Source organism: Deltaproteobacteria bacterium GWC2_55_46 (assembly GCA_001595385.3).
GTDB lineage: Bacteria > Desulfobacterota > GWC2-55-46 > GWC2-55-46 > GWC2-55-46 > UBA5799.
The window spans coordinates 1,425,867-1,447,754 of sequence record LVEI03000001.1 but is presented as its reverse complement, the minus strand read 5'-3'; the positions used below and the strand labels follow the sequence as shown (position 1 = coordinate 1,447,754).

Annotated in this window: 18 protein-coding genes and 1 pseudogene; all 19 read left to right on the top strand. The window is 57.8% G+C overall.

The genetic code is table 11. From position 1 onward, the window contains the following. Nucleotides 1-9 precede the first annotated feature (9 nt). Nucleotides 10-663, top strand: a complete 654-nt coding sequence (locus A2V21_306805) for a macrolide ABC transporter ATP-binding protein (protein OIJ73996.1) — start codon at nt 10-12, stop codon at nt 661-663. A 124-nt stretch (nt 664-787) separates the two neighbouring features. Then, on the top strand, nt 788-1,996 hold the full coding sequence (locus A2V21_306800) for a hypothetical protein (GenBank protein ID OIJ73995.1): 1,209 nt from the start codon (nt 788-790) through the stop codon (nt 1,994-1,996). Between the two features lie 73 nt (nt 1,997-2,069). After that, nucleotides 2,070-3,158 carry a hypothetical protein gene (locus tag A2V21_306795; protein OIJ75092.1) on the top strand — a complete coding sequence of 363 codons (1,089 nt, stop codon included), beginning with the start codon at nt 2,070-2,072 and terminating at the stop codon, nt 3,156-3,158. Between the two features lie 78 nt (nt 3,159-3,236). Further along, nucleotides 3,237-4,349, top strand: a complete 1,113-nt coding sequence (locus tag A2V21_306790) for an alanine dehydrogenase (GenBank protein OIJ73994.1) — start codon at nt 3,237-3,239, stop codon at nt 4,347-4,349. Between the two features lie 197 nt (nt 4,350-4,546). Beyond that, entirely contained in the window at nt 4,547-6,025 is a 1,479-nt protein-coding gene (locus A2V21_306785) for a lysine--tRNA ligase (GenBank protein ID OIJ73993.1), read from the top strand. 54 nt (nt 6,026-6,079) lie between these two features. Then, nucleotides 6,080-7,348: an ABC transporter permease gene (locus tag A2V21_306780; protein OIJ73992.1), complete on the top strand. Its 1,269-nt coding sequence runs from the start codon at nt 6,080-6,082 to the stop codon at nt 7,346-7,348. A gap of 25 nt (nt 7,349-7,373) precedes the next feature. Next, nucleotides 7,374-8,048: an ABC transporter ATP-binding protein gene (locus A2V21_306775; protein ID OIJ73991.1), complete on the top strand. Its 675-nt coding sequence runs from the start codon at nt 7,374-7,376 to the stop codon at nt 8,046-8,048. A gap of 656 nt (nt 8,049-8,704) precedes the next feature. Beyond that, entirely contained in the window at nt 8,705-10,933 is a 2,229-nt protein-coding gene (locus A2V21_306770; GenBank protein ID OIJ75091.1) for an outer membrane protein assembly factor BamA, read from the top strand. Nucleotides 10,934-10,955: 22 nt separating this feature from the next. After that, entirely contained in the window at nt 10,956-11,492 is a 537-nt protein-coding gene (locus tag A2V21_306765; GenBank protein ID OIJ73990.1) for a hypothetical protein, read from the top strand. A gap of 4 nt (nt 11,493-11,496) precedes the next feature. Beyond that, complete coding sequence (locus A2V21_306760) at nt 11,497-12,549, top strand: UDP-3-O-(3-hydroxymyristoyl)glucosamine N-acyltransferase (GenBank protein ID OIJ73989.1); 1,053 nt, start codon at nt 11,497-11,499, stop codon at nt 12,547-12,549. Nucleotides 12,550-12,590: 41 nt separating this feature from the next. Further along, the gene (locus A2V21_306755; GenBank protein OIJ75090.1) at nt 12,591-13,019 is read left to right on the top strand and encodes a 3-hydroxyacyl-[acyl-carrier-protein] dehydratase FabZ; all 429 of its coding nucleotides are present in this window, start codon (nt 12,591-12,593) and stop codon (nt 13,017-13,019) included. Nucleotides 13,020-13,051: 32 nt separating this feature from the next. Further along, nucleotides 13,052-13,894: an acyl-[acyl-carrier-protein]--UDP-N-acetylglucosamine O-acyltransferase gene (locus A2V21_306750; GenBank protein OIJ73988.1), complete on the top strand. Its 843-nt coding sequence runs from the start codon at nt 13,052-13,054 to the stop codon at nt 13,892-13,894. After that, a complete protein-coding gene (locus A2V21_306745; protein OIJ75089.1) occupies nt 13,881-14,816 on the top strand; it encodes a hypothetical protein in 936 nt (311 codons plus the stop codon). The genes A2V21_306750 and A2V21_306745 overlap by 14 nt, the downstream gene beginning before the upstream one ends. Before the next feature lie 65 nt (nt 14,817-14,881). Further along, nucleotides 14,882-16,057, top strand: a complete 1,176-nt coding sequence (locus A2V21_306740) for a lipid-A-disaccharide synthase (GenBank protein ID OIJ73987.1) — start codon at nt 14,882-14,884, stop codon at nt 16,055-16,057. Next, nucleotides 16,054-17,814, top strand: coding sequence for an ABC transporter permease (locus tag A2V21_306735; protein OIJ73986.1), 1,761 nt, complete (start codon nt 16,054-16,056; stop codon nt 17,812-17,814). The genes A2V21_306740 and A2V21_306735 overlap by 4 nt, the downstream gene beginning before the upstream one ends. A 119-nt stretch (nt 17,815-17,933) precedes the next feature. After that, nucleotides 17,934-18,592, top strand: a pseudogene (locus tag A2V21_306730) (hypothetical protein). Nucleotides 18,593-18,600: 8 nt separating this feature from the next. Next, the gene (locus A2V21_306725) at nt 18,601-19,884 is read left to right on the top strand and encodes a hypothetical protein (protein OIJ73985.1); all 1,284 of its coding nucleotides are present in this window, start codon (nt 18,601-18,603) and stop codon (nt 19,882-19,884) included. Between the two features lie 3 nt (nt 19,885-19,887). Next, the gene (locus A2V21_306720) at nt 19,888-20,946 is read left to right on the top strand and encodes a tetraacyldisaccharide 4'-kinase (protein ID OIJ73984.1); all 1,059 of its coding nucleotides are present in this window, start codon (nt 19,888-19,890) and stop codon (nt 20,944-20,946) included. After that, nucleotides 20,946-21,809, top strand: coding sequence for a hypothetical protein (locus tag A2V21_306715; GenBank protein OIJ73983.1), 864 nt, complete (start codon nt 20,946-20,948; stop codon nt 21,807-21,809). The genes A2V21_306720 and A2V21_306715 overlap by 1 nt, the downstream gene beginning before the upstream one ends. Nucleotides 21,810-21,888: the final 79 nt, after the last annotated feature.

Sequence of the window (21,888 nt, the reverse complement as noted above, 5' to 3'; positions counted from 1 at the left end):
ACGGGCAAGATGATAGAGCTTAGCGGGATAACCAAAAGATACCGCCTTGGCGGCGAGTACATTGAGGCCCTCTCCTCCGTTGACCTCAGGATATCAAAGGGCGAGTTCGTTGCCGTAATGGGCCCCTCTGGCAGCGGAAAGTCCACCCTCATGAACATCATAGGCTGCCTTGACAGGCCCACTGGCGGCGAGTACGCCCTCAACGGCATCAGGGTCGAGGAGATGGACGATGACGGCCTGGCCGCTGTGCGGAACAGGAACATCGGCTTCGTCTTCCAGAGCTTTAACCTCCTTTCCAGGCACACCGCCCTCGAAAACGTAGAGCTGCCGCTTTTCTACGCGGGTGTTACAGAGCCCGGCGCCCACGCCTCCAGGGCCTTGAAGGAGCTGGGGCTTGAAAAAAGGATGGGCCACAAGCCCAATGAGCTCTCCGGCGGAGAGAGGCAGCGGGTCGCCATAGCGCGGGCCATAGTCATGGACCCGCAGATCATACTCGCCGACGAGCCTACCGGAAACCTCGACAGCCGCAACGGGGCCGAGGTGATGGGGATATTCAAGGAACTGCACGATAAGGGGACGACCATCGTGATGGTCACCCATGAAAACGAGATAGCCGCACACGCGCAAAGGGTGATCACGATAAGGGACGGCAAGGTGCTGTAGCCTTTGTTTGAACCTGTCCGGCAAGGGACCTTGATCGCAAGCGTCCGGGCTTGCACCCTACTCCTCTCCCCTGGGGGTGCGGGGGGCTTTCATTGATTCATACAAAGAGAGAACAGGCTCATCCATGCTCTTTTTACAGGTAATACGCACGGCCTTCAGGGGCATCCTCGCCAACAAGATGAGGACCTCCCTTACCATGCTTGGCATCATCATAGGTGTCGCCTCCATAATCGCCATGCTCTCCATCGGAGAGGGGGCGAAGCGGCAGGTGATGGAGTCTATCTCAAGGTTCGGCACCAACCTCCTGCGCGTGCGCCCTGGCGCGGCGATGCTCGGACATGTAAGGACCAGTAACGTCGAAACGCTCACCATCGGGGATGCCGAGGCAATAAAGAGGGAGGTGCCGGGCATAAGAAAGCTCGCGCCGGGGGTGGCGCGCTCCGGGCAGGTAAAGTTCGGCAACAAGAACGCCACCACCATGCTTACCGGCACAACACCCGAATATATCGACATAAATAATTTTCAAGTTGCGGAAGGGCGTTTTTTCGACGACACTGATATTAAGCTCGTAAAGCGGGTTGCCGCCATCGGCAATACCGTGAGACATGAGCTTTTCGGGGAAAGCCCTGCCCTGGGCGAGGAGATAAAGATACAGGGGCAGACCTTCAAGGTCATCGCGATAATGGCCGCCAAAGGGCAGAGCACCTTCTCTGACCCGGACGACCAGGTCTTCATCCCGATCTCCACTTCCAAGAGGAGGCTTTTTTATCAGGAGCATATAAACGACATAAATATCCAGGTCGAGGACCCTGCCCTTATCCCGGCCGTAAAAGAAGGCGTTGAGCGGCTTTTGAGGCAGCGGCACAGGATTGCGGAGGGCGCTGAATCGGATTTCACCATCAGGGACTTTACCGAGATGCTCAAGACCATGCAGGAGACATCCAGCACCTTTACGGCGCTCCTTTCCGGGATAGCCGCGGTATCGCTCCTTGTCGGGGGCATCGGGGTCATGAACATAATGCTCGTATCGGTAACGGAGCGCACCAGGGAGATAGGCATACGGATGGCCGTTGGCGCGAGGAGGAAGGACATAATGAGGCAGTTCCTCATAGAGGCGCTCGTGATAACAATAACAGGCGGCGCGGCAGGCATAGCCGCCGGAGCGGCGATTGCCACGTTCATCTCGAGCTTCGGCCAGTGGGAGACCGTCCTGACCATGTGGTCCATCGGGCTCGGCTTTTTTTTCTCGGCGCTTGTGGGGGTGCTCTTCGGCATATACCCCGCACGCAAGGCGTCGCTCATGGACCCTATAGAGGCCTTGAGGTATGAGTAAGACTGCCAGGAAGACCAGGAAGCCAAAGACGGCCTTCGTCTACTCCGACAGGTTCGGCGGCTACTACTACGGCATAGACCACCCTATGAGGCCGGCAAGGCTCCGGCTCACCTATGAGCTTATCGATGCGCTCGGCCTTGCCGTGTTGCCGTCGTCAAGGATAATAGAGGCAAGGGCCGCCACGGAATCAGAGCTGCTTTTGTTCCATACCCCGGAGTACGTAAGGGTCTTAAAAGAGGCCAACACCGGCATAATCCCGGTGGGCGGCAGCATGTACGGCCTGGGGAACGCCGACAACCCGGTCTTCAACGGCGTCTACGAGTGGTCGGCCCTGTGCGCCGGGGCCTCTGTCATGGCGGCTGAGCTTGTGGCGGATGGCAAGGCCGATATCGCCTTCAACATCTCCGGCGGCCTCCACCACGCCATGCCGGGGCGGGCCTCAGGCTTCTGCTACATAAACGACGCGGCGGTCGCTATAAAGCACCTCGTGAACCTCGGCAAGAGGGTCGCCTACATAGACATAGACGCCCATCACGGGGACGGGGTCGAGTTCGCCTTCTACGACACGAACAGGGTGCTTACCATTTCCATCCATGAAAGCGGGCAGTGGCTCTTCCCCGGCACGGGGTTCGTGACAGACATAGGCATAAACTCGGGCAGGGGCTTTTCTGTCAATATGCCGCTGCCCCCTTCGACAGGGGACGAGCTTTTCCTCAAGGTCTTCGAAGAGGCCGTCCCTCCGTTCATGGAAGAGTACCAGCCCGATATTATCGTAACCCAGCTCGGGGTCGATTCGTTCGAGACAGACCCAATCACGCACCTGAGCCTCACGACAAACAGCTTTGAGAAGGTGGTTGAGCGCATCCTTTCCTTCAGGCTGCCCTGGGTCGCCCTCGGTGGCGGCGGATACGATTTAAGCAACGTTGCAAGGAGCTGGGCCCTTGCCTGGGCTATCATGAACAACGTGAGCGCGCCCAATGAGATCCCCGCGGGGTTTGTGAGGAAAAATAGCGATATATTCAGGAACGGGTTCCTTCGCGATACCCCCATAACTCCTTTTACGCTCCGTGACGACGAGATAAAGACCCTTGAGGCGGACCTCTATTATCTCAACCATACCGTCCTCCCCCTCATGAGGGACGCGAAGGAAAAACTGGCCTGAGGCGTACTTGACTGCAACGCGCGAAACTGATAGCCTCGTCTGTGGCTTAACCAACCTGCTGAAAAATTGAAAAATCTGATGATCGTAGGCGTACCAAAAGAGATTAAGGACAACGAGTTCCGGGTCGGCATCGTGCCTTCCGGCGTGCGGGCCTTGAAAGATGCCGGCCATACGGTGCTGGTAGAGGCCGGAGCAGGGCACGGGAGCTCGATTGCGGACGAGGAATACCTGAAGGCCGGGGCAGAGGTGCTCCGCTCCCCTGGGGAGGTCTACTCAAGGGCCGCCCTCATCGTAAAGGTAAAAGAGCCGAGGCCCGAAGAGTTCGGGTTTCTGAGGCAAGGTCAGGCCATATTCACGTTCTTCCATCTCGCCGCCGACTTGAGGCTTGCCGAAGAGCTTATGAAAAAGGGGGTCGCGGCGATAGCCTACGAGACCGTCGCACTCGAAGACGGTACCTTGCCGCTCCTTGCCCCGATGAGCGAGGTCGCCGGGAGGCTCTCTGTCATGGCCGGCGCCCATTATCTCATGAAGTCGCATGGCGGCAGGGGCGTGCTCTTAAGCGGCGTTCCCGGGGTAGAGGCCGGCAATATCCTCATAATCGGGGCCGGCGTCGTGGGGATGAACGCCGCCAGGATAGCGGTCGGCCTCGGCGCGCGCGTGACCATGCTCGATACAAACGCGGCAAGGCTCAGACACCTTGACGACCTCTTCGGCTCGAAGATACAGACCCTTTTCTCAAACGCCCACAATATCGAGGCGAGTGTAAGGGAATGCGACCTCCTTATAGGCGCGGTACATATACCTGGTGCGAGGACGCCGAGGCTTGTAACAAGAAAGATGCTCCCTCTCATGAAAAAAGGCTCTTGCATAGTGGACGTATCCGTAGACCAGGGCGGCTGTGTAGAGAGCATCAGGCCCACGACCCACACAGACCCTGTCTACGTCGAAGAGGGTGTCATACATTATGGCGTTGCCAACATGCCGGGCAACGTGCCGCGGACATCGACCTTTGCCCTCACGAACGCCACCCTTCCGTACGTGCTGACGCTCGCCAACCTCGGCATAGACGGGGCGCTTAAGGTTTCCGCCCCGCTTAACAGAGGGGCGAACATAATGGACGGGAAGGCCGTAAACAAAAACGTGGCGGAGCTTGTGCGGCAAGAGAAAAAAGGTGAGGCCCTCGGTCATTAGAAAACCCGACCTCCTTTTCGTCGGCGCGCCTCCTCTGTACCCCTTAAACCCCCTGAAAATCCGCGGTTTTTCCTTGACTCACTCCCCCAAATAAGATAACTTTTAACATTGCTCTTTTCAGGCTTTTTTCATGGAAAAGCGTGTCAACTTATGCCTTTTTTGGGGCGTTAAAATATTTTTCTCAGAGGTAGGGTCAAGTGGAAGACAGGAGCATGGAATTTCAGCAGCGCCTCGCCAAGCTCGGCGCGTTAAAAGAGGCCGGGGTAGACCCCTACCCCAATGACTTTAAGCCAGGCACGACGGCGGAGGCCATCATTGCCGAGTTCGGCCCCCTTGACGCGGCGGCGCTTGAGGCCGGAAAGGGCTCAAAGGTCTCTGTGGCCGGGCGCATCATGGGCAAGAGGGACTTTGGCAAGGCCTCCTTCGTCCACATCCAGGACAGGACCGGGCGCATACAGGCCTACATGAAAAAAGACCTCCTCGGCGAGGAAGGGTATAACCTCTTCAGGCTCTGCGACATGGGAGACATCGTCGGGGTGGAAGGCTCCCTTTTCAGGACAAAGACGGGTGAGCTTACGATAGAGGCTGCGGGACTGCGCCTCCTTGCCAAGGGCCTTCATCCATTGCCTGAGAAGTGGCACGGCCTGACGGATGTCGAGGCCAGGTACAGGCAGAGATACCTCGATCTCATGGTCAACCCGGAGGTCAAAGAGGTATTCGTAAAGAGGTCGCGGATAATAAAGGGGATAAGGGACTTCCTTACCAAAAAGGAGTTCATGGAGGTAGAGACCCCCATGCTCCAGCCCATTCCAGGCGGGGCGACGGCAAGGCCCTTCAAGACATATCATAACGCCCTCCAGATGGAGCTTTTCATGAGGATAGCCCCTGAGCTTTACCTCAAAAGGCTCATCGTCGCGGGCCTTGAGCGCGTATTCGAGATAAACAGGAACTTCAGGAACGAGGGCATCTCAACCCAGCACAACCCCGAGTTCACGATGCTCGAGTTCTACCTCGCGTACTCTACGTTCGAGGACCTGATGGACCTGACCGAAGATATGATAAGCTCTCTGGCCCTCGAGATAACCGGCTCTATGAAGGTGACCTATCAGGGCACTGAACTGGACTTCACCCCGCCATGGACGAGGATATCTGTCAGGGAGGCGATACTCAAGTACTCGGACGCAACGGTTGATATATTCGCCGACAAGGATAAGGCGGTACAGTTCTCGAAGAAGATAGGCCTTTCTATCCCCGAAGGGCTGAGCCACGGCAAAGTGCTGACCGAGATATTCGAAGAGGTTGCGGAGCCCAGGTTCATCCAGCCCACCTTCATCACCCTGTACCCGCTCGACGTTTCCCCCCTTTCGAGGAAGAACTCGAAAGACCCGGCTATCGTTGATAGGTTCGAGCTGATGGTGGCGGGTAGAGAAATAGCCAACGCCTTCTCAGAGCTCAATGACCCCATCGACCAGCGTGAGAGGTTCGTGGCTCAGCTCAAGGAGAAGGCCGCCGGGGACGCCGAGGCCCATGAGATGGACGATGACTTTGTACGCGCCCTCGAGTACGGCATGCCCCCGACCGCCGGAGAGGGCATCGGCATAGACAGGCTCGTGATGCTCCTTACCGATTCCCCGTCGATCAGGGACGTCATATTGTTCCCGCAGCTCAGGAAGTAGGTCTTTAAATTGCCCGGGAAGGAAGAACCACGGGCAGGGATGGTTTGACGGACAATGGCTTCTTATGAACTCTTTATAGGGCTTCGCTACCTAAAGGCCAAGAGGAAGCAGACCTTTATCTCGGTCATAACGTTCATATCGATACTCGGGATAACTGTCGGCGTAACCGCCCTCATCATAGTCCTCTCGGTCATGACGGGCTTTGAGGAGAATCTGAGGGAGAAGATACTCGGCATAAACGCCAACGTGGTCATAACCGAGCTTGGCGCGCCAATGGCCGGCTACAGGGATGTTGCCGAGGATGTCCGCAAGGTCCCCGGTGTAGTAGGCGCCACCCCTTTTACCTATAACCAGGCGATGATCTCCTCTTCCGGTGGTGTCGTTGGCGCGGTGATCCGGGGCCTGGACATGGAGACCACGGGAGAGGTCACTGTACTGCCCGGAAAGATGAAGGAAGGCTCTCTTGAAGGGCTTAAGCCAAGGCTTGTCGGCTCCAATAACTCCGGGGACGCCGGTATCGTCATCGGCAGAGAGCTCGCCGGCAACCTCGGCGTCTCGGTAGGCGACGTCCTTAACGTGATATCCCCCATGGGGACAATGACCCCGGCGGGGCCGGTGCCCAGGATGGCCGCCTTCAGGGTGGCGGGGATATTCGAGCTCGGCATGTACGAGTACGATTCATCCCTGGCCTTCATCTCTCTTGAGAACGCCCAGAGCTTTTTCAGGATGGGAGACGCGGCCTCAGGGGTGGAGGTCAGGATAAAGGACATCTACAAGGCCCAGGAAGTCGCGGACAGCATAATGATGGAGCTCAAGGGGCCTTACTGGACTCGGACCTGGATGGAGATGAACAGGAACCTCTTCTCGGCCCTGAGGCTTGAGAAGGCCGCCATGTTCATCATACTCACGCTCATAATACTTGTGGCGGCCCTCAATATCATAAGCACCCTCATAATGGTAGTGATGGAGAAGGGCAAGGACGTAGCTATACTCAAGAGCCTGGGGGCGACCTCAGGCGGGATAATGAAGATATTCATGATAGAAGGGCTTATCATAGGGGTAGCCGGCACGGCCCTTGGCACCATTGTCGGGGTGGCGGCGGCCATGAACCTCGAGAGGATAGTCCAGTTCATAGAGCGGGTATTCCACTTCAAGGTGCTCCCGCCCTCGATATATTACATCGACAAGTTCCCTTCGAAGGTCGAGCCCACGGTGGTCATAGCCATCGTCGTTATCTCCATCGCAATAAGCTTCGCCGCGACCCTGTACCCGTCGTGGCAGGCATCGAAGTTCGACCCCGTCGAAGGGCTCAGGTACGAATAAGGCCGTATTAAGCGGCCTGGGGAAAATGGAACTCATAAGGACAAAAGGGCTAAAGAAGGTCTATGGGGACGGCGGCAAAAAGGTCGAGGTCCTAAGGGGCATAGACGTCTCCATCGAAAAAGGGGCCACCCTGGCGGTGGTTGGGGCTTCCGGCGCCGGGAAGTCCACTTTTCTCAATATCCTTGGCGCGCTCGACAGGCCGAGCTCCGGGGAGATATATTTTAGCGGCGAGCCGGTATTCAGGTATGACGATAAGAAGCTCGCCGCCTTCAGGAACAGGTCCGTGGGCTTCATATTCCAGTTCCACCACCTTCTGCCGGAGTTCACGGCGCTTGAAAACGTAATGCTCCCCTCCCTCATAGGCGGGACCGACTTTAACGACGCCCGCGAAAGGGCCCGCCGCCTCCTTGTCGAGGTGGGGCTTGAAGGCAGGCTGGAGCACAAACCGGGCGAGCTCTCCGGGGGAGAGCAGCAGCGTACCGCCGTGGTGAGGGCGCTCATGCAGTCGCCGGAGGTCTTGCTGGCGGACGAGCCCACAGGCAACCTCGACACCAGGACAGGCGAGGAGGTCTTCGACCTTATCCTTGAGCTTAACCGCACCATGGGCACTACCATGGTAATAGTGACGCACAATGAAAAGCTCGCCTCACGGCTCGGGAGGCGGCTTAAGATGGCGGACGGTTTTATCACGGAGGAATAAGTTTTAAGGAAGCACCATCGTCACCAACAAATTTAAGACCCGTTTCCGGTCTGGAAGGTATCCGCGAGGAATAAGTTTTAAGGAAGCATCATCGTCACCAACAAATTTAAGACCCGTTTCCGGTCTGGAAGGTATCCGCGAGGAATAAGTTTTAAGTAAGCACCATCGTCACCAACAAATTTAAGACCCGTTTCCGGTCTGGAAGGTATCCGCAGTTGGCCCTGTTCCGTCTTTGTTTGTTAGCTCTCGTCATCATGCTGCTTCCCGTCTCGGCCATGGCTGAGGGTATAAGGGTACTGATACTCCCGTTCGATATGCACGCAGGCGCGGACATATCGAACGTCAGGAGGAATATAATGGAGGCGCTCGCCTCGTCGCTGGAGGATAGCGGCGTGGAGGTGGTCGGGACCGAGGAGACCATGGAGATGGTCCTCAGGGAGAAGGCCGCCCGTTTCGGCGAAGAGGCCGCCTTTGGCCTCGCGGCCCGCGTGAAGGCGGATTTTGCCGTGCTCGGCGCCGTAACGAGGATCGGCGCCACCTCGAACGTGGACTGGAGGGTATTAGACCTCAAAGACAGGGCCGCCAAGGCCTTCTTCTACGAAAGCTCGCCATCCGAGGCGGAGCTCGTCCGCCAGATAAGGGGCAAGGCTGGCAAGATGGCCGACGAGATGCGCGCCGCCTTGCTGGCAAGGCCTGTCGAGAAGGGCGGGACGGTGGACCGCATAACGGTCTCGGGCAACAGGAGGGTCGATACCGAGGCGGTCATGAAGAAGATTACAAGCAAGGAGGGCGAGCCATTCTCCCCGGATACCGTCCGGGAGGACGTGAGGGGCATATACTCGACCGGCTACTTCGACGACGTCGCGGCCGCTCTGACGGATACCGCCGCGGGAAAGGCGCTCGTCTTCAGCGTGAAGGAGATGCCCTTCCTGAGGCGCATAGAGTACCGGGGGAACAACGAGATAAAAGAGGAAAAGCTTACCGAGGTAGTAACGCTCAAGACGAACAGGGTCCTCGACAGGACTCTTCTGGCCGAGAACGCCGAGAGGGTCAAGTCCCTTTACGAGGAGGAAGGCTATTATCTCGCCAGGGTCAACCCGGTCATCGAGTCCGACGGGGTAGAGGCCACCGTCGTCTTCAAGATAGAAGAAGGGCCGGAGGTCAGGGTAAAGAGAATAACCTTCATCGGCAACAAGGCGTTCACCGACGGGAAGCTCAAGGGGCTCATGAACACCGAGGAGGTCGGGTTTTTCACCTTCCTCACCAAGTCGGGCAAGTTCAACGAGTTCATATACCAGAACGACATCGCCATCCTGATGAACCACTACTTCGACAACGGCTACATAAACGCCGACGTGCTCGATTCCCGCGTGCTGCTGAGCGAGGAAAAGCGGTGGTTCTACATAACGCTTAACATCTCCGAGGGCGAGCAGTTCCGGGTGGGCGCACTCGATTTGAGCGGCGAGTTGCTCGCGTCAAAGGAGGAGCTGCTTGAAAAGCTCGGTCTCGAGGGTGGGCGCGTCTTCAGCAGGAGGGAGCTGGCCAGGGGTATAGAGGCGATAACCGGGTTTTACGGCGACAAGGGCTACGCCTACGCCGAGATAAAACCCGTGACAAAGATAAACCCCGAAGACAGGACCATCGACATCACCATAGAGATAAAAAAGGATGAGCTTGTCTACATAGAGAAGATAGATATCACGGGTAACGTAAGGACCAGGGACAAGGTAATAAGGAGGGAGGTCGAGCTGGGGGAGGGAGACCTCTATTCCGCTTCAGAGCTCAAGCGCTCGCGCGGTAACCTGAAAAGGCTCGGCTACTTCGAGGACGTCCAGATAACCGAGACCAGGGGCAGCGGTAGCGACAGGATGAACCTGGGCCTGAGCGTCAAGGAAAGGCCGACCGGCTCCATCTCCCTGGGGCTGGGCTACAGCTCGGTCGACAAGGTGATAGGCACGGCCTCCATCTCGCAGGCGAACTTCATGGGCACGGGACTGAAGCTCGATCTCTCCGGCACGGTCAGCGCCTCGAGCTCCCGCTACATATTCGGCATAACCGAGCCATGGCTCTTCGACAGGCCGATATCCGCGGGACTGGACCTTTACAATACCGAAAGGGAGTACCCCGACTTCAATTTGAGGAAGCAGGGCTTTGACCTGAGGTTCGGCTTCCCGATAACCAACAGGTACACGAGGGGCTTCATCACCTACAAGCTCGAGGACGTATTCATCACCGAAGTCGCAGAGACCGCCTCTTCGCTCATAAAGGAGCAGGAAGGCGCGAGCACCGAGAGCAGCATAAGGCTCCAGATAAGAAGGGATACGAGGAACGACGCCTTCTTCCCGTCTGAAGGGTCGGTGGTGAACCTGATAACCGAGTTCGCTGGCGGCCCGCTTGGCGGGACGAGCTACTTCGTAAAATACGAGGCGGACGCTGTGAGGTTCTTCCCCATGGCCTGGGACACCGTCTTCTCGCTCCACGGCGCGATCGGCTATGTGCATAGCTACGACGGGCATGACGCCCCCGTTTATGAGAGGTACTACCTTGGGGGCATAAACAGCATACGCGGCTTCTTGACGAGGTCCGTAAGCCCCAAGGACCCGGCCACCGGCGACCTCATAGGCGGCAGCTCGATGCTGACCGTCAACGCGGAGTACCTGTTCCCGCTCTTTGCCGAGCAGAGCATAAGGGGGCTTGTCTTCTTCGACGTGGGCAACGCCTACCAGGGCAGGATAGACCTCGGCGATTTCAAGACCTCTATCGGCACGGGGATAAGGTGGTTCTCGCCGCTCGGGCCGCTCAGGATAGAGGTGGGCTTTAACCTTAACCCAAAGGACGACGAGAGCGCTTCGGAATGGGATTTCGCCATCGGGACCCTGTTCTGACGCGCATATAACAAAGGAGAAAATGATAATGATGAAAATGACAAGGGTAATCGCCGCCGCCATATTCGTTTCCGTATTTCTGCTTTCGGGCCAGGCGTTTTCAGCCGAGATAAAAATAGGCTACGCCAATCTGCAGAAGGCGCTCAACCAGTGCGATGCCGGGGTGAAGGCCAAGGAGGACATCAAGGCCGAGGCCGAGAAGCTCGAGGAAGAGCTCAACAAGGAGCAGGAGTCCTTAAAGAAGCTCAAGGACGATCTGGACAAGAAGGCGAGTGTCTGGAACAAGGAGACGAGGGAAGCCAAGGAAAAGGAGTTCAAGGCCAGGACAGGCGAGTTCCAGAAGAAGTTCATGGACTACGGAGAGCGCCTCAACAAGAAAAAGCAGGAGACAGAGGCGAAGATAATCGAGGGGCTCCGTGACGTGGTGGAGGAGATCGCCAAGAAAAAAGGCGTAACCTTCGTCTTCGAGAAATCCGTCGGAGGGCTCCTGTACGCCCCGTCGGAATACGACCTCACGGACGAGGTCATAAAGGCCTTCAACAGCAAGGGTAAGAAATAACGCCATGCCAGGGAAGACCATCGCAGAGCTCGCCGGGCTGGTCGGCGGCATTGTTGCAGGCGACGGAGCGGCCGTCATAACCGGGGCTGCTTCCCTGGAGGAGGCCGGGCCTGGCGACATCTCGTTCGTTGCCGAGAAGAAATATTCAGGCCTGCTCGCCTCTACGCGCGCTACCGCGGTAGTCGTTTCAGAGGGCGCTCCCGCCAGCCTTAACCTTATAATAGTAAAGAACCCTCAGCTCGCCTTTGCCAGGATAGTCGAGGTCTTGAGGCCTCTTCCCATTCCAGCTCCCGGCGTCCACCCAAGGGCCGAGGTCCATCCAGGGGCCAGCCTCGGTGAAGGCGTTTCGGTGCAGGCGTTCTGCGCGATCGAAGAAGGCGCCAGCGTGGGCGCGCGCACCGTCCTTTTTCCGGGCGTGTACGTAGGCAGGGGCGCGAAGATCGGCCCTGACTGCATAATCTACTCTGGCGTTGCGATAAGAGAGGGCTCTCTCGTTGGGCGCGGCGTCATAATACATTGCAACTCCGTCATCGGCAGCGACGGCTTTGGTTATGCCCGCGACAGACAAAAGTACGTCAAGGTCCCGCAAAGGGGCATCGTAAGGATAGAGGACGACGTTGAGATAGGCGCGTGCGTTACTATTGACAGGGCCACGCTTGGAGAGACGATCGTAGGAAGGGGCACGAAGATAGACAACCTCGTGCAGGTGGCGCACAACGTGGCCATCGGCGAGGACACGGTCATCGTCTCCCAGGCCGGGATCGCCGGCTCCACAAAGGTGGGGAGCCGCGTGCAGATCGGCGGGCAGGCCGGCATCGGCGGGCATATCACGATAGGGGACGACGTCGGCGTAGGCGCGAAATCAGGGGTGGTGCAGGATATCCCGTCCAGGAGCGTCTTCGCGGGCTTCCCGGCCATCCCGCACGCACAGTGGCTCCGCGCCCAGAATATCTATTCGAAGCTCCCTCTTCTCAAGAAGGAGCTGGGTGAGATGGAAAAGAGGCTTCTCGAAATCGAAAAATCATTGAAGGCCGATAAGGAACAGGGGGATATATGACCGATACGCAGGCCGGTGAAAAGACATCCAGAGGAGGCGCCATGATAGATACGAGGGAGATAATGAACATCCTCCCGCACCGCTACCCTTTTCTTCTGATCGACAGGATACTGGAGCTTGACCCGGGAAAATCGGCCAGGGGGCTTAAGAACGTCACCATAAACGAGCCATTCTTCACCGGACATTTCCCGGGCCACCCCATAATGCCGGGGGTCCTCATAATAGAGGCGATGGCGCAGGTCGGAGGCGTACTGGCCTTCAAGTCCGCGGACGTGAGCAACAAGGTGGTCTACTTCATGGGCATAGACAAGGCGCGCTTCAGAAAGCCAGTCGTGCCGGGGGACACCATAGAATTCGCCCTCAACGTCACGAAGTGCAGGGGCACCATATGGGCCTTCAAGGGAGAGGCGTTCGTTGCCGGGGCCCTCGTCGCCGAGGCCGAGCTTCTGGCGACCATAATGGAGAAGTAGCACCATCCAATAACGAAAGGTATTCCCATATCATGAGCAAGTCCGCAGCCAGGATAAAAGAAGTGAGGATAGACCCGACGGCCTGCGTCCACCCGACCGCGGAGCTGGCGCCAGGGGTCGAGATAGGCCCGTTCACCGTAATAGGAGAGGGCGTAAGGATCGGCGAGAACACCAAGATAGGCTCCCATGTCGTAATAGACAAGTGGACGGCCATCGGCAAGAACAACTCTATATTCCAGTTCGTCTCCATAGGAGCGCCCCCCCAGGACCTTGGCTACAAGGGCGAGAGGACGGAGACGATCATCGGGGACAACAACACTATAAGGGAGTTCGTCACCATCCACCGGGCCACCACCAAAGACAAGCTCAGGACCGAGTGCGGCAGCAACAACCTTTTCATGAACTACGTGCACATAGCCCATGACTGCCAGCTCGGCGACAATATTATCATGGCCAACTCCGCCACCCTCGGCGGCCACGTGCGCATCGACAACAACGCCATAGTGGGCGGCCTCGTTGCAGTCCATCAGTACGTGCGGATAGGGGCGTACTGCATAATAGGCGGCGCTTCAGCGGTGAGCAAGGACATCCCCCCTTACGTGATGGCGGTAGGCAACAGGGCCAGCGTCTACAGGCTCAACGCTGTCGGCATAAGAAGGCAGGGCTTTTCAAAGGAAGAGCTCGGCGAGATAAAGAGGTCCTACAACATCATATTCAGGTCGTCTCTTTCTACCTCCGACGCCGTGGAGGAATTAAAGAAGGAGCTTCCCGGCTCGGTCCACGCCAGGAGGTTCGTAGACTTCATTCATGGCTCAAAAAGGGGGATCGCCCGCGAAAGGATGAAGAGAAAAGGTGATCTCTCTGAAGAAGATTAAGGTCGCGGTCATAGGCGTTGGATACCTCGGCAGGTTCCACGCTCAAAAGTACGCGATGCTCGAAGAGGCAGAGCTTGTAGGCGTTGTCGACCCGGACCCGGCAAGGGCGGCGGGGGTCGCTGCCGAGGTCAACACAAAGGCATTCACCTCCCCGCAGGAGCTCTTAGGGAAGGTGGACGCCGTAAGCATTGTGACGCCGACCGAGCACCATTACCGGCTCGGGATGGAGTTCCTCTCCAGGGGCGTCCACGTGATGATGGAAAAGCCCATAACCGCAGCGTCGAAAGAGGCCCGCTCCCTTGTCGATGAGGCCGAAAGGACGAAGGCAGTCCTCCAGGTCGGACACCTCGAACGCTTCAACGGGGCTATGCTCGCACTTGGGAACAGGATAAAAGACCCGGTATACATAGAGGCCGTGCGGGCCTCCCCTTTCCCGAACAGGAGCACCGACGTGGACGTCATCCTCGACGTAATGATACACGACCTGGACCTCGTGCTCTCGATAGCGCGCTCAGAGCCCGTGAAGGTAGAGGCGATGGCGGTGCCTGTCGTATCTGCGGGCAAGGCTGATTTCGCGAACGCGAGGGTCACCTTTCAAAGCGGATGCGTTGCGAACATAACCTCAAGCCGCGTCTCCAAAGAGCGCGTAAGAAAGATAAACGTTGTCCAGCCTGACGCCATGGTCTCGATAGACTACGCCACGCAGGGCTTGACCCTGACGAGGACGGTAGCGGGGCAGGGGCCTGTCGCCCGGCAGGTGGACGATGACATAACCGTCGAGAAGAAGGACTCACTTCTTGAGGAGCTGAGAAGCTTTCTCTTCTCCATCACAACCGGCGCCCGGCCTGTGGTCTCTGGCATGGACGGCATGAAGGCGCTTGAGCTGGCTGAGCTGGTCCAGCGCTCAGCTGGCTGCCGGTAAGAGAGGCTGCCGCGCCTGCCTCTGGCCCCGTATCTTAATCGTTATTAAATCGAGATGAAAGCAGCATGGATAAAAGCATATTTATTGTAAGCGGTGAAGAGTCCGGAGACCTGCACGGAGCGGCCCTGATAAGGTCCCTTAAGAAGCTCATACCGGGCCTTAACGTTACCGGCATGGGCGGATGGAGGATGAAGGAAGAGGGGATGGTCGGCCTCGACTCCCGCGACGTCTCGGTCGTGGGGGTCGTGGAGGTGGCGGCCAGGCTCCCGAAGATAATAAGTTCCATGAGGACATTGAAGCGCCAGCTCGCCGGTGAGCATTTTGACGCGGTGGTGCTCATAGATTTTCCTGATTTCAACCTCCGAATAGCTAAAGAGGCCAGGCGCCTCGGCGTGCCAGTTATCTACTACATAAGCCCGCAGGTATGGGCATGGCGGAAGGGCAGGCTCGGGAAGATAGCGCGCCTGGTCAACAAGATGCTCGTCGTCTTCCCTTTTGAGTACTACCTCTACAGGCAGGCCGGGGTCGATGTCGAGTATGTGGGCCATCCGCTTGCGGATAGCGCCAGATGCGATTCTACGAAGGAAGAGGCCAGGGCTTCTTTCGGGATAGGCGCTGAAGAGTCGGTAGTGGCTCTTCTGCCCGGCAGCCGCACAGGAGAGGTCAAAAGGCTCCTGGGGCCGATGGTGCAGGCGGCGGCCATGATCTCGAAAGAGAAAAAGACCGTCTTTCTCCTCCCAGCCGCCAGAAGCATCGATGACGGGCTCCTTGCCGGGCCCCTTAAAGGCGCCAAGGCAGACATAAGGGTGGTGCGTGGGAAGATGTACGAAGCGCTCAGGGCCTCAGACGCCTCCGTAGTCGCCTCAGGGACCGCTACCCTTGAGACAGCCCTCATCGGGACGCCTATGGTCATAGTCTATAAGATGTCGCCGGTCTCTTATGGCATAGCCAGGGCGCTCGTGGGCCTTGCCTACGCCGGGCTGCCGAATATCGTCGCGGAAAGGAAGGTCGTCCCTGAGCTTCTGCAGGGGGAGGCGACCCCTGAAAATATTGCCCGCGAGGTCATATCCCTCTTCGACGGCCCCAGGCGGGAGGCGATGATCGAGGGCTATATGGAGATAAAGAAAAACCTTGGAAGGGGCGGGGCCGCGGACAAGGCCGCGAGGTCTATATACAACCTTATCACCAATCTCGATTACCATGACTATCACGTAAGCCCTGACCTGGTGCGCCGGACATGAATACGTACCTCCGTCTATTAAAGCTCATGCCGCCGTACAAGGGCCACTTCCTGATGGCCTTCGCGTGCATGTTCGCATTCGCGCTCGCAAACGGCGCGATGGCCTATCTCATCGGCCCGGTGATGAAGTTCCTTTTCACAAGCGGGGGCCCGGATACCATAAAGCTCATCCCCTTCGACCTTTTCACCGTCCCCAGGGAAAAGATGATGCTCGCGATACCGCTTGCCATCATCGCCGTGGCGGCGGCAAAGGGGCTTAGCTCATATGGGCAGGCGTATTTCATGGCCTACGTGGGGCAGGGCATTGTGCGTGACTTGAGGAAGAAGCTCTACTCCCATATACTGACGCTGTCGCTCGGCTACTTCTCGAGCACCTCCACCGGGATCCTCACGTCGAGGATAACCAGCGACGTAAACCTCATACAGACTTCGACCTCCGACGCGGTGACTCAGATATTGAAGCAGAGCCTCACCATAATCATCCTCGGCGCGGTCGTCGTGAGCCTCGACTGGAAGCTCGCCATGGCCGCCTCTGTCGCGCTGCCGCTTTCCGTCTACCCTATGCAGAAGCTCGGGCGCAGGATGAAGAAGGTCTCGACCCAGGGGCAGGTGACCATGGGCGCGATGACCGCGCTCCTGCACGAGGCCATATCGGGCGTCAGGATAGTCAAGGCCTTCTGCATGGAGGGTTACGAGTCGGAAAGGTTCCAGAAGGAGAACGAGAGCTTCACCCGGAACCAGATAAAGACCTTGAAGGTCCGCGCGATATCCTCGCCGCTCATGGAAACGCTCGGCGCATTCGCCTTCGCGGTGACGATCTGGTACGCCGCATACAGGATAAGCCAGGGTACCTTGAAGCCCGAGACCTTCATCTCGTTTTTCGCTTCGGTCATAATGTTCTACCAGCCGATAAAGTCCCTTAACGGCGTAAACCTCAATATTCAGCAGGGCATTGCCGCCGCGGCGAGGATTTTCGAGCTAATCGACAGGCCCGGTGAGCGCGACAGCGTCGGAGCGCCGATAAACGGCGTACGGGATTCAATCGAGTTCAGCGGCGTAGGGTTCAAATACGGCGACGAGCCGGTCCTGAGCAATATAGACCTCACAGTAAGGAAGGGCGAGGTGATAGCCATCGTCGGGAGCTCCGGGGCCGGAAAATCCACCTTCGTGAACCTCATACCCAGGTTCTACGACGTATCTTCCGGCTCCATACTTATAGACGGCAGGGACTTAAGGGAAGTTTCCCTCAAGTCCCTCAGGGCGCAGGTCGCGATAGTCTCCCAGCAGGTGATCCTCTTTAACGACACGGTGAAACGCAATATCGCCTACGGCTCTATCGAGATGAGCGACGAGGATATAACAGCTGCCGCCAGGGCGGCCAACGCCCATGATTTCATCGCGAGGCTCCCGCAAGGATATGATACGGTGATAGGCGAAGGCGGGGTGAGGATCTCCGGCGGTGAAAGGCAGAGGCTCTCCATCGCCAGGGCGATCCTCAAGAACGCGCCCATCCTTATCCTGGACGAGGCCACCTCTGCCCTTGACACCGAATCAGAGCTTGAGGTGCAGAAGGCCATATCGAACCTCATGACAGGAAGGACGACCTTTGTCATCGCCCACAGGCTCTCTACGGTCAGGAGCGCGGACAGGATAATAGTCCTCTCAGGCGGCAGAATAATAGAGATGGGAAGGCATGATGAGCTACTCTCAACAGGAGGGGAGTACTCCCGCATCTACTCGATGCAGTTCGAAGGGTAGGCGGCTGCCTGGATCGTCTTCACGGGCCTTCAACTATCGTTGAGAAAATAGCTCTATCGTGATAATCTTTAGCAGGCTGTTGATAACAGCCTGCTAAAGCAATCCTGTTAGGCTCTCTTATGGCTAAGATAAGTGAAAAGGTGATGGTGGCGGCGCTGCCGTTTGTCGCGCGGGGGATAATAAGGCTCCTGCGGGCGACGATGCGCGTCGAGTATGTAAATTACGGCGCCTACCGGGAGCTTGCGGCCAGGGGCGCAAAGGTCATCATCGCCTTCTGGCACGGAAGGCTTCTCATGATGCCCTACTGCTATCTGGGCGGCGGCATCTCCATACTTGTAAGCCAGAGCAGGGACGGCGAGCTGATCGCCAGGACGGTCAAAGGATTCGGGATGGACTCTGTGCGCGGCTCCACGACCAGGGGCCGGTTGGCCGGTATAAAGGGGCTTTTAAAGGCTGCCCGGGACGGACAAGACCTGGCCATAACACCTGACGGACCGAAAGGGCCCAGCGAGAAGGCCCAGATGGGGGCCATACAGGCCGCCAAGGCCACAGGCCTTCCGATCATCCCTATCTCCTTCGGGGCGTCAAAAAAAAAACCTTTGGCAGCTGGGACGGCTTTATAATGCCGTACCCCTTCTCGCGCGGGGTATTCGTCTGCGGCGAGCCTCTTTATGTCAGGGCTGAGGCAGGCCCCGAGGAGATGGAAGAGGCGAGGGCGGCCCTTGAAAAGAGCCTTGTCGAGGCCACCTCTACAGCTGACAGCCGCTTTGAAAAATAGCTGAGTAAATGGCGTACTTCCTCTACAACCTCATCCTTCACATATCAGCCCTGCTGCTCCTCCCATATTTTATCCTCAAGATGCTCTTCGCGCGAAAATACAGGGAGGGCATACCAGAGAGGTTCGGCTTTCTCAACAAGCGCAAGCTCAGGAACCTGAGGAAGGGCAAGGTGGTCTGGGTGCATGCCGTTTCAGTCGGCGAGACAAAGGCCGTGCTGCCGGTCCTCAGGGCCTTGAAGCGCGGCCGGCCTGACGTCCGCATACTCTTTTCCACCGTGACCGCCACCGGCAACAGGACAGCCGCGCAGGAGGGCAAGGGGCTCATCGACGCGCTCATTTACTTCCCGCTTGACCTTCCATGGTCGATAGGGCGGGTAGCCGCCCTTGTAAGGCCGGCGCTCTTTATTACGGTCGAGAAGGAGATCTGGCCGAACGCCTTCAGGACAATGCGGAAGCTCGGCGCGCCGGTGGTGGTGGCAAACGGCACTATCTCGGAGAGGTCGGCCGGGAGGTTCCGCGCCTTCTCATTCCTTTTTAAAAAGGTCTTCGGCGACGTGAGCCTCTTTCTGGCCAGGACCGCGGAAGATATGGAAAAGGCCGTTGCCGTGGGGGTCCCGGCTGAGAACGTCGAGCTTACAGGCAACCTGAAGTTCGACCTCTCGCCGTCCATCATGGACAGGCAGTTTGTAAAAAACCTCAAGGAAGTATTGGGCGTGAGGGCCGGCGAGTCTTTGATAGTAGCCGGTTCGACCCACCCTGGCGAGGAGGAGATCGTCCTTTCGTCCTACAGGGCCCTTTCCGGCAGGATGAAGGGGTTGAGGCTCATCATCGCCCCAAGGCACCCGGAGAGGTTTAACGACGTCGAGTCCGTTATCCGGAAGACGGGTATTCCTTACGCGAGGCGCTCCAGGGGCGGGGGGGCTCAAATAATACTCCTCGATTCGATAGGGGAGCTCATGACAGTCTATTCGCTCTCCGACATATCGATAGTAGGCGGGTCGCTGCTGCCGGGCGTCGGCGGGCACAACCTCCTTGAGCCGGCGTACTTCGGCAAGCCCGTCATATACGGCGCTCATCTTACGACATATCTCGGAATGGCGGAGCTCCTTGAGAAAAAAGGCGGCGGCATACGCGTTAGAGATGAGGGCGAGCTTACTGAGGCGCTCCAGAGCCTTCTTTCCAACGAGGTCCTGAAAAAGAGGACCGGCGCGCTCGCCAGGGGTGTTGTCGAGGAGAACAGGGGCGCGGCCCAACGCACCACGGAAGCCATAGAAGGGCTTCTCAGGAGGTAAGGGGTGTCGATTGCCAGGAAATTGGAGGCGAGCATGAGGGCGCGGGAGATCGGCCAGGCCTCCCATGCCTTCCTCTACCCCCTTTCGTTGCTCTATGGCCTTGGCGTGCGAGCGCGCCTTGTCTCATACAGGCTCGGCCTCCTTCGATCGCGCTCGCTCCCGGTGAAGGTCGTCTCGGTCGGAAACCTTACCGTTGGCGGCACGGGCAAGACCCCGGTAACCATCTTCCTTGCCGAATTTTTCAAGAAAGACGGAAAGAGAGTCGCTATCTTAAGCCGCGGGTACAAGGGCGGCGCCAGGGGCCCTTCGGTAGTATCGGACGGTTTTGATATCCTGATGGGGCCCAGGGAGGCCGGGGACGAGCCCTATCTCATGGCCTCGCGCTTACCCGGAGTGCCGGTCGTCGTCTGCCCGGACAGGGTAAGGGGGGGCGAGTTTATAATGGAGAGGTTTTCGCCAAACGTCCTCCTTCTTGACGACGCCTTCCAGCACCTGAGGCTCGAACGCGATATCAATATCGTCCTTCTTGACTCCAGGGAAGGCTTCGGCAACGGGTATATGCTGCCCAGAGGAACGCTTCGCGAGCCGGTATCGGCTCTTAAGAGGGCGGATTTCGCAATGATAAAGGGCGGGGCCCCTGTGGGAAGGACCTGGGAGACGCTCCATGAGTACTCCATCCCTTACATCCCGTTTGCCTACAGGGCAGAGCGCCTGTACAACATCGCCTCCGGGGAAGAGCTGCCGCTCGCCTCTTTGCTTGGGCAAAAGGTTTTAGCCGTCTCCGGGATAGCCAGGCCAGAGTCGTTCAAGGAGAGCCTTGCCTGTCTCGGGGCTCAAGTAGCCGAAAGCATGGATTTTCCTGACCACCATTCATATACCGAAGCCGACGCGAGGGGCATGGAGCAAAGGCGCGCCGAGATGATCGTCACCACTGAAAAAGACGCGGTCAAGCTCAAGGGGCTTGTAAAAACGCTCCCGGTTTTCGCTCTCAAGGTCGAGGTGGATATAGACCAGGGCCTTCTCAACTCCTCTGTCGCGCCTATCTTGAGAGGGGTGTTTTGATGTTTAAGCTTCTAAAGCTCCTCTCTTTCCTGCTCGGACATCTGCCGGTGCGGGTGGTCCGCCCCTTAGGCGCTATCTTCGGGGCGTTGGCATACCGCCTCTCTGGCAGGCACCGCAAGGTCGCTCTTTCGAACCTGGAACGCGCGTTGGGCGGCGCTGAAGGCGAGAGGAAGCGTATAGCGAGGGGGGTCTTCCGGAATCTCGCGACCATGTTCTTCGAGTTCACGCGTTTGCCATGGCTTGATCGCGGCGATATCGAAAAAATGGTAGAGTTCAGCGGCCTTGAGAACTTCGACAGGGCGCTCTCGCGCGGCAGGGGCGTGATCCTTCTGACCGCGCACTTCGGCAACTGGGAGCTTCTCGCCGCGGCCCTCGGCCACAGGGGGTACAGCCTCGACATCGTTGTCCGAAAGATAGATAACCCCGCCTTCGAGCGCTTCGTCACGTGGGCGAGGAGCAGCTCAGGCAACAGGATGATATACAAGCGGAGGGCGATGAGGAAGCTCTTGAAGGCCCTTGCCTCGAATGCGATAGTCACGATACTCGTCGACCAGAACGTTGCGGCCTCTGAAGGCGTTTTCGTGGACTTCTTCGGCGTCCCGGCCTGCACTAACAAGGGCCCGGCGCACCTCGCTCAGGCAAGCGGCGCTGCCGTGGTCCCGGCCTTCATATGCAGGAAGGGTAGAGGCCACGTGTTAGAGGTAATGGAGGAATTGTCCCTTTCAAATACAGGCGACAGGGAGCGGGATGCCATAGAGAACACAACCCGGTTTACCAGAGTGGTCGAAGAGATGATAAGAAAGCACCCTCAAGAGTGGTTCTGGGTGCACAGGAGATGGAAGACAAGGCCGGCGGGCGAGTAGAGCCGTTAGGGGGACACATGCGACAATCAAATTTGACAAGAATTTACAATAGGAGTATTATGAAAATAGATAAAGGACG